10 protein-coding genes are annotated in these 13,287 nt (G+C 41.4%); all 10 read right to left on the bottom strand.

Annotated elements, in window-relative coordinates; translation table 11 throughout:
• Window positions 1–52: 52 nt before the first annotated feature.
• Entirely contained in the window at window positions 53–190 is a 138-nt protein-coding gene (gene tssD, locus HMPREF2890_RS09430; RefSeq protein WP_168160414.1) for a type VI secretion system tube protein TssD, read from the bottom strand.
• 255 nt (window positions 191–445) lie between these two features.
• Window positions 446–616 (bottom strand): hypothetical protein, encoded by a 171-nt coding sequence (locus tag HMPREF2890_RS09070; RefSeq protein ID WP_168160413.1) that lies wholly within the window; start codon window positions 614–616, stop codon window positions 446–448.
• A 7-nt stretch (window positions 617–623) separates the two neighbouring features.
• Complete coding sequence (locus HMPREF2890_RS04360; protein ID WP_070465952.1) at window positions 624–2,117, bottom strand: GIY-YIG nuclease family protein; 1,494 nt, start codon at window positions 2,115–2,117, stop codon at window positions 624–626.
• Between the two features lie 225 nt (window positions 2,118–2,342).
• A complete protein-coding gene (locus HMPREF2890_RS04350) occupies window positions 2,343–4,304 on the bottom strand; it encodes a DEAD/DEAH box helicase (RefSeq protein WP_070465948.1) in 1,962 nt (653 codons plus the stop codon).
• Entirely contained in the window at window positions 4,297–6,789 is a 2,493-nt protein-coding gene (locus tag HMPREF2890_RS04345) for a type IIL restriction-modification enzyme MmeI (RefSeq protein ID WP_070465946.1), read from the bottom strand. The genes HMPREF2890_RS04350 and HMPREF2890_RS04345 overlap by 8 nt, the downstream gene beginning before the upstream one ends.
• Window positions 6,782–7,696 carry a DNA cytosine methyltransferase gene (locus HMPREF2890_RS04340; protein ID WP_070465941.1) on the bottom strand — a complete coding sequence of 305 codons (915 nt, stop codon included), beginning with the start codon at window positions 7,694–7,696 and terminating at the stop codon, window positions 6,782–6,784. The genes HMPREF2890_RS04345 and HMPREF2890_RS04340 overlap by 8 nt, the downstream gene beginning before the upstream one ends.
• Window positions 7,683–8,597: a DNA cytosine methyltransferase gene (locus HMPREF2890_RS04335; protein WP_070465939.1), complete on the bottom strand. Its 915-nt coding sequence runs from the start codon at window positions 8,595–8,597 to the stop codon at window positions 7,683–7,685. The genes HMPREF2890_RS04340 and HMPREF2890_RS04335 overlap by 14 nt, the downstream gene beginning before the upstream one ends.
• 11 nt (window positions 8,598–8,608) lie before the next feature.
• Entirely contained in the window at window positions 8,609–8,806 is a 198-nt protein-coding gene (locus tag HMPREF2890_RS04330) for a helix-turn-helix transcriptional regulator (protein WP_070466000.1), read from the bottom strand.
• A 201-nt stretch (window positions 8,807–9,007) separates the two neighbouring features.
• Entirely contained in the window at window positions 9,008–9,493 is a 486-nt protein-coding gene (locus tag HMPREF2890_RS04325) for a phosphohydrolase (RefSeq protein WP_070465937.1), read from the bottom strand.
• The gene (locus HMPREF2890_RS04320) at window positions 9,481–12,207 is read right to left on the bottom strand and encodes an AAA domain-containing protein (protein WP_070465934.1); all 2,727 of its coding nucleotides are present in this window, start codon (window positions 12,205–12,207) and stop codon (window positions 9,481–9,483) included. The genes HMPREF2890_RS04325 and HMPREF2890_RS04320 overlap by 13 nt, the downstream gene beginning before the upstream one ends.
• Window positions 12,208–13,287 lie beyond the last annotated feature (1,080 nt).

Raw genomic sequence — 13,287 nt, 5'->3', positions numbered from 1 at the left:
CGTATCAAAGCTGACCCAACACTCTCTCACCTCATTAGGGAATAATAGTATCTTACCACATACTATTATAATAGGTATTACCTATCTCTATGACACGTGCTGAAACCGTACAATTCATGAAGAGAAGTCCTTCTCGCTTCTGTGTGTAATGTGCTTCGTAACGGACAATATAGCCTTCTGTAAATAGCATTTCTCTGAGTCACCCCTCTTCCTTATAGATAAGAACCGACCAAAAAGGGCTTGCTACTCAGGTTGAGCATGAGCTCGGCAAGTATAGCGTTACTTGTTCCATGAAGAGAGAATGAAAAGCGTCCTCCATGAATGGAACCATAAGGCATCCTTTTCTGTCTGTAGTGCGAGAAAACTCAGTACTATGCTCAATTAATTCCATTACTTCCCCGAGTATCTCGAGTGCAACCTTGCATAACTGCATAACAAGTCGTTGTTATGGTAAAACATTATCTTCAACCAGATTATTGTATTGTATGTCATGAAAATAATTATCCGCTATTGAAACAAAAGCTGATAAAACCGGTATGGCCTTCATGATTTCTTTTAGAACAGAGTCACTTACGGATGAAGGCAATTCGTTTTTTTTAAGATCTGTTGCATTCATAAGTGCTTTATACTTCGTCAAAATTAAACACCATAACTTCCAGTTTGACATCTCTGTGACCATCTTGGGGCAAACCGAAGATGTAACTTAAAGATGTTTCATTATGCTTTCCGCAGGTGCGTTTGTAATATTGATGCTGTGTGACAGAATCCTCTATTACACTCATGACAGTAGTAAGGTTCGTTCCTTGGACAAAAACCATAAGTGCTGCATTGGTATCTCTCCAAGTAAGATATCTGTCAAATAGTTGGTTAATGGATTCCATGAAATGCTTTTTACCACGCCATATTTTACATTCGCCAATAAACAGATTGGAACTATCTGTCGCATCTTTAAGTAGGATGTCCGTTTTTCCTATGTGATTGAAAGTTTCGGCTGTGGCGGTTACTGACTGAAATCGTCTTTCTAACATAGCGATAAAAACATCTCGAAGGGCTTCTTCATCCTTACCTTGATACAAGGATGGCTTCTGCTCCATGCTTTTTCCTATGAGATTAATTTCATTGATTATCTTCTCGTAAAGTTCAGCATCACCCAATTTTGGTTCAAGACTTGCACTTTTGGCGATGATTGATCGTGATGATGGGTCATATACATAACCAGCTATGGTTCTGTGGATGATTTTGTCAACGGCCTCTCCAATGACATTGATATTTACACAAAACCATTCGCGCGGTGAGATAACAACACCCCTGTCATCTGGGATGTTGATGTTAAGTCGAACTTGGTCGAAGAAGGTATGCAACCTATCCTCTAGCTCACGGGGTTTGATATTATAGCACCTATAAACCTGAACGACTTCAACACCTGCATAAAGGTAGGTTGGTTCATTGACGGCATTTTTAATGCGGTCTGTTACAGATGTTGTTGTGCTCCCAATCTTATATACATCAGGAACGTTCCGCAATTTGGCGTGTTTGCTTTTAAGAACATAAACAAAGCCTCTTGCCTGATCGATTTCTTCAATTCGTTCAGCAACAAGCTGTTCTTCGTCAAAATCGGTTATAGCATAGCCTTCTTTTTGGAGAGCCTTGTCTAGTGAACGATATAACATATCGGACGTTGTCCCATTATCAAAAATGCAGCACGTGCGACCATCAAAGCGTTGCCTATCACCACTTTTGAAGCGGTATAGGTTCGAATCGCCATCCACCGATTTTAAGTATACTATGACACCTCCCAAAACATAAAATTTGTCGGGGACCAAATCTTGTGGATGATAAACAGCCAATTTCCTTTTGCCTTCTTCCAAATCCTTATGCAGAGATTCGAACATTGGTCTGTAGGTGTCAAAGTCCTGACAGAACTTGCGCCGCGATATATACTCCGGCTGTATGCGGTCAGACTTTTGCACATGACTCATCTCAAAGATAGACCTATCGTAATCACCGGACAACAGATTTAAAGGATCGTCTCCCAGGATGTCTTCCAGAGTGATATTGGATATGCTTACCCCTTCCAAAAGTCCATACATATCAAACTCTTTCAGCTCTTTTACCATCTTAGAGTTATTCCGTATGGCTTCAAGACGGCAGAACAATTGAAATTCATATATATAAGATGCCGACTTTTAGGTTCACGCTCATGTTCTTCGAAGAAATTTACAACTTCCTCGAAGTTCCGTAACAGAACGGTTTGCTCTGATCTTTGTTTAGCTTTAGGTTGCTTTTTCAACAAACCTAAAGGGTCGTTCTGAGACAAAAAGTCTAGAAAATCAGAATTCTTTTCAGCCATGACTTTCCATTATTCTTCTCTTCGCGTAAAGTAGCACTTCTGCCAATCTACGCTCATATGGGTCGTTACTATCCAAACTGGGTTCTCTCTGCATCTTTTTGGCAAACTCAGTAACTTTTGGCCAAAGTACCTTGGCCTCATCATCGGTTACATCAATTCGCATCGATTTGATGTATGCCTGAATAGAGCGGAAGACTCGGGCATCCAGAGATTTGGATAATACCTCGTATGCATCATGGAATGGGTTTACCGAATATATCAGATCTATGTTTATGTCATTTACGTTAATTAGCCGTTTAGCAAATTCCAAAAACTTCTGACCATTGATATCCTTCACGTCCTTGTGTGACAGAACGGAGTCTATCACAATGTAGGTGCCCAATTCCTTAGATTCTTCTTCGTTTAAGTCGGGAAGTACCTCGCGAATAACCTTGGGAATTAGACCATTGTTAATTGTCTCAGCAGGTACATTCTGTCCGATTGCGTGTTGCACATCAGGATTCTGAAGGATTCTTGCCTTTAAATCCACGAGGTCATTCTCGATGATATCTTTTACCCTATCCGATTTAATTCCACGGAACCCTTCAATGAAAATGGTATGCCCGCTTCCATCATCGTATTTGGAAGCACCATCAGTTTCCCCTTCTGTAGAAGTTGAAGTCTCTTTTGGTTTGAAGTTATATTTGGGGGCTATAACTTCTTCCATTAACAATGATGCAGATATTGCTTTTAGTATATTGTTGACACTTTCAACAATTTCTTCGCAATTAGCACTTGGCTCTGCTACGAGGTTGGTGAACTGTGCATGGGTCTTGTTCTTGCTGTCACGTGTGCATCTACCGATAATCTGAACGATTTCAGTCAAAGAACCTCGATAACCAATTGTTAATGTTGTCTCGCAGAAAGGCCAATCAAAACCCTCTTTAGCCATACCCAAAGCAATAATAATATCCATATCTTCGGGCTTTTTGATAGCCCTTAGATAAGACATGATTTTTTCACGCTGCTCATAGTCTGTATCGTTCACCAAGTCAGCAACACGCAATTCCCGTCCATCACTAGAGCATATGTGATAGACACCGAAGTCATCAGTATATTGGTAAGTTCCAATACAACCAAGTATTTGGTCAACCTCCATTATTTTTTCACCCGTTGATTCTAACGAATTTACATTAGGGATGTAGATAATTGTCTTTTTTGACAAGTCCAAGACTTCAGAATCTTTCAGGGCTTCAAAATACACTCCATTGTAGAAATGGAAACCAATCCCGAGGGATTTCAGATATTGATAACCATTCAGTTGCTCGTAATAGTTATATGTGACTTTCTCAAACTTCCGTTCATCACTAGGACTCAAGACGGCAACGCAATCACCACGGAAATATGACCCTGTCATTGCCAGGACGTGAGCATTAGTATCGGCCATTATAGCCCTGATAAGTTCACCTAGTTTGCTATCTGCCTCTGCTGATACATGATGAAACTCATCGATGGCCAAAAGGCAATCGTTGAAATTCTGGCAACCTATTTTTTCATAGGCGAACCTCAGCGTCGAATGGGTGCATAGAAGTACTGACGCATTTTCATCCTCCATAAAGGCAACAAACGCTTTTGTCTTCATTGGCTCTCCGCCTGGCGAACATAGGTCGTATTTCTGAGATATCACCCAGTCCGAGTGGAAACCATTTGCTTTGAGTTCGGTGCTGCAAAATGACTTCCCGATTGAACGCTCAGGAACTGCTACAATGACCTTTTTTACCAGACCCTGTTTGAGCTTCTCTATGGCTACAAACATAAGAGCCCTTGATTTGCCTGATGCAGGGGGAGCTTTCAGCAAAAGATACTGAGATGCATATTTCTCATATATTCTCTGCTGCATTTCGCGCATTCCTAGAGCGTTTGTTGTTACGCTACTACCATTCCTGTCGTATGTCGCATTGAAGATATTATTCATTATCTATAAGCGTGTTATACATGTTTTTTAACCACATCAACCTTTCTCCGTTTGAAGAAAAAGGTTGGTTCCTATAGTATGAATCCACGGTATCATCTATCAATTTATGAACCCGAACTAATTCAGGCGGCATTTTCAAGTATATGTCGGCTAATGATTTGTCGCAATACTTTTCCCTCACCTCAAGTAGCGTTCTTGATAGATTTCTTAACGTAGATATTTGTTTGGATGTCAAGTCTGGAACAGGAAAAGTATTATAGCATAGTGCGCTTGAATACCTTGGACGTGTTTCATGCCCTCCACAGGCATTCTTAGCCCAGACTTCATGCATCCGAGATTCCAATAGTGCTAATAGCCATATATCGCAGTCAAAAACAACGCTAACATTATTATTAACGATAGCATTGGATCCAAGAATGCCCATCTGAAAATATTGGCGGTTTTCAGATGTAACACAAGGCACAATTAACGAGACCTTTCCTTTACTTGTAGTTCGGTCCTCCCTAAACTTATGTGGATTCGCTTTGCTCTTATCTGAAGAGGTAGAACTTGGCTTATGGCGTTGTTGGCGTACTTGCTCTATTCTGTCAGCGATTCCTTGTATCTGTTTGGCTTCTTCTAATTCATTGTCTGTTATCCACAAAACCCATTTCGGTGTTCCTTTAACGAACTCCTCGCCTCCATACAGAGGTTTAATGAATTTGGTCGATTCCGGATATGCGTCCAGGAAAGCATCTAATTCGGTTGACGTGAATGTCAAAAAAGTAGCCCCATCTGGCATATTGCCCTTGCACATATGCGGCAATAATGGTGACAGTGGTGTTGTCCGGCTCTTCACACGTATATCAATATCGGGCAAAAGACTCGCGCCGATTTCTTGACAGCGGAACTCTTTGCCTCCTTCAAATAGATACTTCCTTGACAACCGCCCCTTTGTGCCAATTCCAATAATAACAACAGTTACGCCACTATTGTCATTGGATGTCTTCCATTTAAAAGACCTATGTGCAAAGATGTATTCACAACCAGCTTCATTGATTTTGTCTAGAATGAAAGTTGATTGTGCACCCTGTGACACCGAATTCGTAAGAACAAACGCAGCCTTTGCAGGAGTGCCAGAAATAAACCTGGCGGCTTTCATAAGCCATGCTGAACAATAATCGGCACTATTTAGTTGTTTGCTTTCGAAGATACGCAACATAGCCTGTTTTGCAGACGCGGGAATCTTATTGTTGCCCTTAAAATCAGGGCTTCCAGCAACATACACGAAATCTGCAGGGCTGACATAATTTTCCCATGGAGTATTTAGTTCATCTCTAACGTGAATAGCCAACTGATGGTATGTGTCCCGTATTGAATCTGGGCTTAGAAGTCCGAGACGTTTCAGCTCAGAACTATGCACAAATGTAAGTGCCAGACGGGAAAGTTCTTGCGTCAGTTCATTGGACACTAGTCCTATAAACTGGTCAATATGCAAGGGGTCTCCACATGTGATATCGAATTTGGTCTCAATGTCGCGCAATTGTTGAAGCAAACCATTGTAGGAAGCGACCAAATAGCAACCGGGGCCATTGGTCGGATCCAAGACTCTTGTATTATATATTTCTGCTACAACTTGGAACACATTTTTTGTGGTAGATGCATTCGCCTTCCGTTGCATCTCATTTAGGAATAATGGCTGCAACAGCTTTTCTACATTTATAAATGAGGTTTGATGCCCATACAATCCTGCCTCATCCTTACCTGTCATCTTATAGATTAACGAGGTAAGGAATTCGGCATCAATCAAATTCGTGTCAAATTGTAGTATCGCGAAGATATACTTATATGCATCGTTGCTCAATAGTAAGTCCCGTGTATTATCCGTAACAAAGGGACACTTCCATGCAAAGAATAAATCAAAGACCTTGGATAGCTTTTCTTTATCACTCTTATTATAACCCTTGATACTTTCTTGTACCTGTGACATCTCTAGCAAAGTGCTAAAATGTGCCATATAGAGAAGCGAGAAAATGAAGCAACGTGTGTTTTCTTCATTGTTGTCATTTAATATTAATTCTCGGTACAATGATTCCACGAGGCTATCAAGTTCTAAGGTACTATAGTGATCATTGCGATTTATATCCCAACTTTGCAAAGGAGCCAGATAATTGATATATGTAGCAACATCCACATAGTCGCATATAACACTACCAATATATTCATTGGTAATGATAATCTGACGTGGGATGAACACAATTAGTAAAGGCATAGTCCGTTTGGCAGAGATATACTCTTCCGCCGACACCATGTCTTCAGTACAATACACAACAGCACGTCGATATACGTAAAATGGCCCGCTTTCACCTTGGTCTATTTTAGAGGTGATTTTAGCGATGGTTGTTTCAAGTATACCGAATGCAGAAAGCAGTTTCGAAACTGCTTTCGCATAACCTTCAAATTCAAAGTTTTCCAAGCGTTGTCTTATGGCGTTCTCGTCAATCATAATCCATCATGTATCTTATGATTCGCTTTGCAATATATTCAGCCATCTTGACAGGCACAGCATTGCCAATGGCTTGCTCTATATCTGTTTTAGCTCCTACAAAGATAAACTCTGCAGGGAATGTCTGCAAATAACTCCGCTCCTTTGATGTAAGAGAGCGAACAAGATTGATGTCTCTTGTTTTATCTGCGGGATGGAATTGATAGCCAGAAGGAATCGGTCTATTTACGCCTCTAATAGTTACACTTGGCTCATCAATAGAGAATATGGCTCTTCGTGCATAACTACGTGGGTGCATATAGTAGTATTCTGTATCCAAAGGAGAATCCTTTAGATATTGTCTCACTGTCATGCGTTTCTCCGTAAGTCCCTTTAACAAACTGGGCATGAGGAAATCATCGGGAGCGCCAAGCTTTCCGATTACAAAATATCGTTTCCTCATTTGAGGAACCCCCATATAACTGGCGTCCCATATTCGTTTTGTTATGCCATATCCAGCTTTTCGGAAATTTGATACGGCTTGAGCAAACACGGGAGATTTCTCTATATTATATACATTCTCCATGACGAACCAACGAGGCTTAACCGCTGAAATAATATTACTATATATCAGGGTTAGATTGGCACGTTTACCTTCAAATTCGCGTTTGCCCGCTATGGAGAAGTCTTGGCATGGTGGCCCTCCTGTGATTATGTCCGGGTTTGCAGCCGCAAGTTCTTCGCTTATATCCTTTTGAGACAAATCAACCTTGTAAATAGGGTGCTGGAAATTCTCCTTATATATATCTATGGCTGCTTGCCAAAAATCATACGCTGCAATGACCTCAAATCCTGCATTTTGGAATCCAAGGCTCATTCCACCGCACCCAGCGAAGAGGTCTATTAGTCGATAGTTATTTTTTGCCATTGATATACTGTTTTAGGCATCGTGCAATATACTCTGCCAATTTTACAGGCACAGCATTCCCTATTGCAAGATTTAAGTTTGTCTTGCTGCCTTCGCCCCAATCAAAATCGCGTGGAAATGTTTGTATCCAGCTACGTTCTTGAGGCGTAAGTGTTCGAATAGATGGATTTAATGGAATTGGATCATTAGGGTGTCCAGAATATCCAGGTGGGACAGGCCTATCTACGCCTCTAATAGTCATAGATGGCTCATCAATACTGAATATGCCACGTCGTGAATAGGAACGTGGAACTCTGAAATAATATTCAAATCCCAACGAATCTCCAAAATAATCCCTCAATGTCATACTCTTTTTGCTCTGTCCCTCTAATAGGAGGCTGTCTAAGAAACCATCATTCTCGTTCAGACCACCTATGACGATGTATCGCCTTCTTTTTTGAGGTACACCGCATTTACTCGCATCCATTACCATGCGAGTTATTCCGTAGCCTGCTTCTTTGAATATGGATAAGACAATTCCCAATTTCTCACTCTTTTGTATATTGGGAACATTCTCCATTAGGAAGAATTGCGGTCGAATCCGTGTTATAATTTCGGCATACTTAATAGTGAGGTGAGCGCGGCCAAGATTCTCGTTCCTATGTCCGGCACTTGAATAGTCTTGGCAAGGAGGGCCACCGATAATCACATTGGGTCTCAAAGCCTCCATATCACTCAGATCATCAATATCATTTAAGTCTCGCTTGTAAATAGGGTGATCAAAGTTGCGTTTATATATGGCTATCGCTTCATCCCAAAAATCATAAGCGGCAGCTATCTCAAAGCCTGCATTTTGAAAGCCGAGAGATAAACCTCCGCATCCAGCGAATAGGTCAATAACACGTGTCGTTTTTTTTGCCATTGCTATTAGTCTTATTTATCCACAATCAAATCTTTCATTTCCACAGATAGGATAGAGGCTATCTTCTTTAGAACTTCAAGCGTTGGCTGTTGCCTGTTTGCACAATATGAGTTTACTGTACTATAGCTTTTACCTAATTTTGTAGCCAGTTCGGTCTGAGTCATATCTTTCTCAACCAGAACGACTTTAATTCGATTCAGTTTTTCCATTTTTGAGATGTTATTTGGGTTATAAATGTACTCATTTCCACCAAAATAGCGTATATTTTCCACGCTTTTCTCAGCCCGTACATTCCACCCGCTAATGCAATTTCTCAAGACTGATGTTTTTGTTGACTACATTGGGTGTCTTATAGTTTAGGACACTATTGGCATTGATGCGACTTATTTTGGCACAAAGAAGATGTTGGTTCAATGTTCTCGTATCTGTCGTTTTGATAGATAGTTGTATTCTTGCTTGTATCTTTCTACTCTGTTGTAGTTCTCCTCTGTTGGATTAGGAAGACGAGATAAGTCCATATTGTGGGTAAGGTCATTTAGCTTCACTGCTGTTGCCAGTGAGTTCTCTCCGATTGCACGGATATATCTTTCTCGGTCGGGTGCTGAACGGTGGTTGAGCAGCCGCAATGCAGTAGAAAGCTCCTCTCTATCGGAGATAAGAAGTGGCTCACTAAACTCTTCATCCAGCATAGTCAATATTTCTTCAACAGTGTGCGGTGTGTCTTCACTTGCATCATGAAGATAACCGACTACTTGTTCTTGCCAAGTCTTTCCCATAGATGCTACCGATGTAAGGTGCCCACTAAAGTAATCTTCACCAGCTTTATCGACCTGCCCTTCGTGTAGTTGCTTGGCTATTGTAGCGGCAGCTTCTACTATTTTAGTTACTTTATCCATAATGACTTTTCTAATAGGTTTTTCATCGTTTCTATTGTTACGATATCTGTTGTAGAAATTCTATGCAAAGTAAGATGGTACTTTGATAGGATACTATCTTTCAACGTATCTCGTGCTTCCTGAACAGAACTTTCCTTGTGAAAGTGCCATCCATCCACCTCAATTGCCATCTGTGGTTGCTTGGTGATGCTATTATAGATAAGAAAGTCAACGTGAGCAAAAGGACTCTCCGCAAAGGCTCGTTCTTCAGCATTCAAAAGTGACCAATCTGAGATTAGTTTAGAGAGTGGATAGTGACATACTATAGAGAGATTGTGTAGACATAATTCACCTAAGGCTTGCGTTAGAGTGTTGTAGACAAGGTTCTCAGAGAGATATTCTGATATTTGCGGGTGTTCTACTTGATAGGCTAATCTCTCAACTGTGTACTGCTGGTAGAGTATATCAAATACCGAGTATAATTTACTATCAGTAACTTCGAAGTTGTTGTACTGAATGTAATCTATCAGTTGTGCCAAATTCGTATCCTCAGGCATATCATTCCCAGTGCAGACAATACACAGATGTGTCTTAGCTCTTGATATCGCCACATTGAGCAAATTTGAGTCATCAGAGAATTCTGAGGGGGCATTATCTACCATGCTCATAATAATGGTATCGCATTCACGTCCTTGATACTTATGCACTGTGCTTGCAATATCCTGTTTCAGTCTCAGATTGATTGCTTCAGCTTGATCACGATATGGAGTGATAATTCCCACACTCCCCTTGTCTTTGTATTGTGGGAACACCTCTTGCTCTATGACATCAATTTCTCTTTGATTGATTCGTTTGCGTGCGTGATTACCTTTTACAGTCCGTACTACATGCAATACTTGACTTTCATCCGAATCGTTAGTCATTGTAATGAGCTCTCCACCATAGAAACGCTGATTACAGAACTCAATAATCTTAGGGTGGCAACGATAATGCTCTCGGAGCAATGTCGTGGGGGCATCCTTAAATATCTCCGTGCAAGATCGTAAGAAGCTGTGCGTCGCTCCATTGTAGCAATCAGGAACATCGTAATCACTCAGTATAGCATTGATAGCACGAGCCTCTTCTGGACTCACCACATTAGGAAGCTGTTTGTCATCACCAACAATAACGGCATTTGTTGCACAAGATAGGGCTAGAGCTCCTGTCTTAATATCTACTTGTGAGGCTTCATCCATTATCACGTAGTCAAACACATAGTCTGGGCTAATATTGGAGTTTGACTTATATGTGCTACTTAGTACAATGGGGTACTCCTTTAAGAATGTTTCTGTCTTGCTCTTGAAATCTTTATAGAAGAATTCCTGTCGTTTGCCACCTTTGTAGCGATCAGCCATTTTATGCTTGAGCAACTGAAGAGATGAGCTTGTAAGAGTTCTCGCACTACTTTGGAGGTCTATAGATGCTAATCTACTACTGATTTTGCTAAGCTCATGCTCAATCTCTGCCTTTCTACTGTGATAATATCCCCTTTGTATGCTCTCAATTACTTGAGACATATCATTCTTCAGAAATGAGAAAGCCCGAGAGCCAAAAGCAAGTGCCCACTTCAATCTAAACCAAAGATTAGGATTCTTTGATTGCTCTTCCAATAGTTGGATAAGAGTGAGTAATTTAATCAGCTTCTTAGAGGGTTTACTATATAGCCATTTATCATCCAAAGAGCTAAATCTATCTTGCAAATCACTATAGTGCTTCTCCGTCATCAAGGCTTGATACTCTGTCATGAGTTTTGCCTGATTTGTATGGTCTTCAAAGCCTTGAGTAACTGTCTGTAGAGCCTCCTTCGCTAACTTCTTTGTAATAGAAGGGTCTTGTAACAACCATCCTTCCATATTAGGGTAGTCTTGACGCTGTTGTTTGATGAAGGCTTCTTTGTTTTCCGCATTACCCAACTGGGCAACGATAAAGCCTAGCCCTTCTTTTTGAAGTTTCTCAGCCACATTGGCTACAGCAGAGTTATTATTGGAAACGACTAGTACACTCTTTTTCGCCAATAGTAGGTTCGCAATAATGTTGAGAATAGTCTGCGTTTTCCCAGTGCCAGGAGGTCCTTGAATGATGCTGACTTGATTAGTCAAAGCGGCTTCTACCGCACTCTTTTGACTTGCATTACACCCGAAAGGATAGTAGACTTGCTTTGGTGCGGAATAGGTGGCGAGCTTGCTTTTATTCCCGAGGTATTGAGCAAGAGGTACATTGTCTCGTTTTAAGTCTATCAGACTATATCCATTTGAGAGTACATTATTCCCATCCTCATCACAGAGTCCAGTCTCTGCAGCAAGCTTAATGAGATAATCCCAAGTCGAACCTCCATTTTCATTTATGGGAGTACGGGTAATATAAACATTCTTGCCCTCAAAGTTTTCAGCATAACCATTGGTATCAGTTATACGGTAAAAGTTGAGATTTTGGGTAGAGAAGCGGAGTAATTCGGCGACATCAGTAATTCGTCTATTATTGATGTACAGCCCTTTTCTTTCTATGTCTACTACCTCAGGATTGGTTAGGTAAAGTAAGCGAGCTTGATTGTACTTAAAGACACGATGAGAAGTTGAAAAGCGAACTGTCCAATACCCATTTTCATTCCTCTTAATTGATGCGACTTTCTCAGTGATAAACATTCGCTTATCACCTCTTCTTTCCAAGTCGACAATCATACACTCCCTCGCATCCATGATAGAAAAATATTGATCAAACTATAGCATAATGTTAGCTATTGGCTACAGATAACTCAACAATCAATATTCGCCATTTGCTTTAACACTTGGACTGTTGTACCTAACAATAATTTTATCTCTAAACTACCGTTTATCTTACTCATCCCAGGTTGAACTATTACTACGTGATAGCGTATCTCCTTCTTACGCACATTCCAGTGTCAAGTGCAACACAGTTAAAAATGCAGGAAAAAACTTCATAGGGAGTTTTATAGCCTAGTTTTTCGCGCTTGTCATCTGTATGTAGCAGTTGTATTTGGCAGAACTCATTGTTTTATGCCTCGTCATTATACTCACTCTGTGTAAAGATACTTATTTTGTCGCACCTCATTGTATTTCCGTGTGGAATTGCCCTCGGATGCGTCCGTCTCACCGGACAAGGCGGACGGGTGGCATAGATTTGCCGACCTATCCCGCAGATCATAGGTGTCGCCTAATACCGATAAAAGAATTCTCTAATATCGGTATTAGAGATCGCCCCTATTCGCCAAGGGTGCTCCCCCTTAGCGTGAGTCTCTTGCGGAAGACCGCTTGGGGAGGGCGTTTTCAGCTCGGGTTGCCCCCCCTGCCGAGGTGACCGCTGTGTCGATCGGGCATAGCGCACCGGAGGATCTACTGCGCTAAGGTGACGCACTTGATTGCCTGACGGGTAAGTGCGACACCCTGGCGGGGTCGTAGGGATTTTTTTCGACCGAGCTATCCCGGGGTCTACGTCGGGGCTTGCGCCCCTCCTCGACACCCGGTCTAAACACCGTGCACCCCTGTCGGGGTGCCTCGTTCCCCACTCTTCACAATGAGTTAAATGACTCATATAAAGCTCAAGTGCGTCACCCCTGAAGTGATAGCCCGCACAAGCGACTTAGCTCAGTGCCACAACTACCTCTCACGACACTCCCCACATGTTCTATCATAGTTAATAGGAAGCCGATTGGGGAGCCTTTTTGGTTTCTTAGCGGAGATGTGCAGTGCCAATACGCCTTGGCACTTTAGTTCCATAGGGGAGAAATGTGGTGTCCTAGAAAAGTACACACATAGAGG

Source organism: Porphyromonas sp. HMSC065F10, assembly GCF_001808555.1.
Taxonomy (GTDB): Bacteria; Bacteroidota; Bacteroidia; order Bacteroidales; family Porphyromonadaceae; genus Porphyromonas_A.
This window is presented reverse-complemented; position numbering and strand designations above follow the sequence as displayed.

Coding starts and splice junctions, on each gene's coding strand:
- HMPREF2890_RS04335 (WP_070465939.1), bottom strand. CDS start 8,597: ATGGCAAAAAAAACGACACGTGTTATTGACCTATTCGCTGGATGCGGA.
- HMPREF2890_RS04360 (WP_070465952.1), bottom strand. CDS start 2,117: ATGGTAAAAGAGCTGAAAGAGTTTGATATGTATGGACTTTTGGAAGGG.
- HMPREF2890_RS04325 (WP_070465937.1), bottom strand. CDS start 9,493: ATGGATAAAGTAACTAAAATAGTAGAAGCTGCCGCTACAATAGCCAAG.
- HMPREF2890_RS04320 (WP_070465934.1), bottom strand. CDS start 12,207: ATGGATGCGAGGGAGTGTATGATTGTCGACTTGGAAAGAAGAGGTGAT.
- HMPREF2890_RS04345 (WP_070465946.1), bottom strand. CDS start 6,789: ATGATTGACGAGAACGCCATAAGACAACGCTTGGAAAACTTTGAATTT.
- HMPREF2890_RS04330 (WP_070466000.1), bottom strand. CDS start 8,806: ATGGAAAAACTGAATCGAATTAAAGTCGTTCTGGTTGAGAAAGATATG.
- HMPREF2890_RS09070 (WP_168160413.1), bottom strand. CDS start 616: ATGAATGCAACAGATCTTAAAAAAAACGAATTGCCTTCATCCGTAAGT.
- tssD (WP_168160414.1), bottom strand. CDS start 190: ATGCTATTTACAGAAGGCTATATTGTCCGTTACGAAGCACATTACACA.
- HMPREF2890_RS04340 (WP_070465941.1), bottom strand. CDS start 7,696: ATGGCAAAAAATAACTATCGACTAATAGACCTCTTCGCTGGGTGCGGT.
- HMPREF2890_RS04350 (WP_070465948.1), bottom strand. CDS start 4,304: ATGAATAATATCTTCAATGCGACATACGACAGGAATGGTAGTAGCGTA.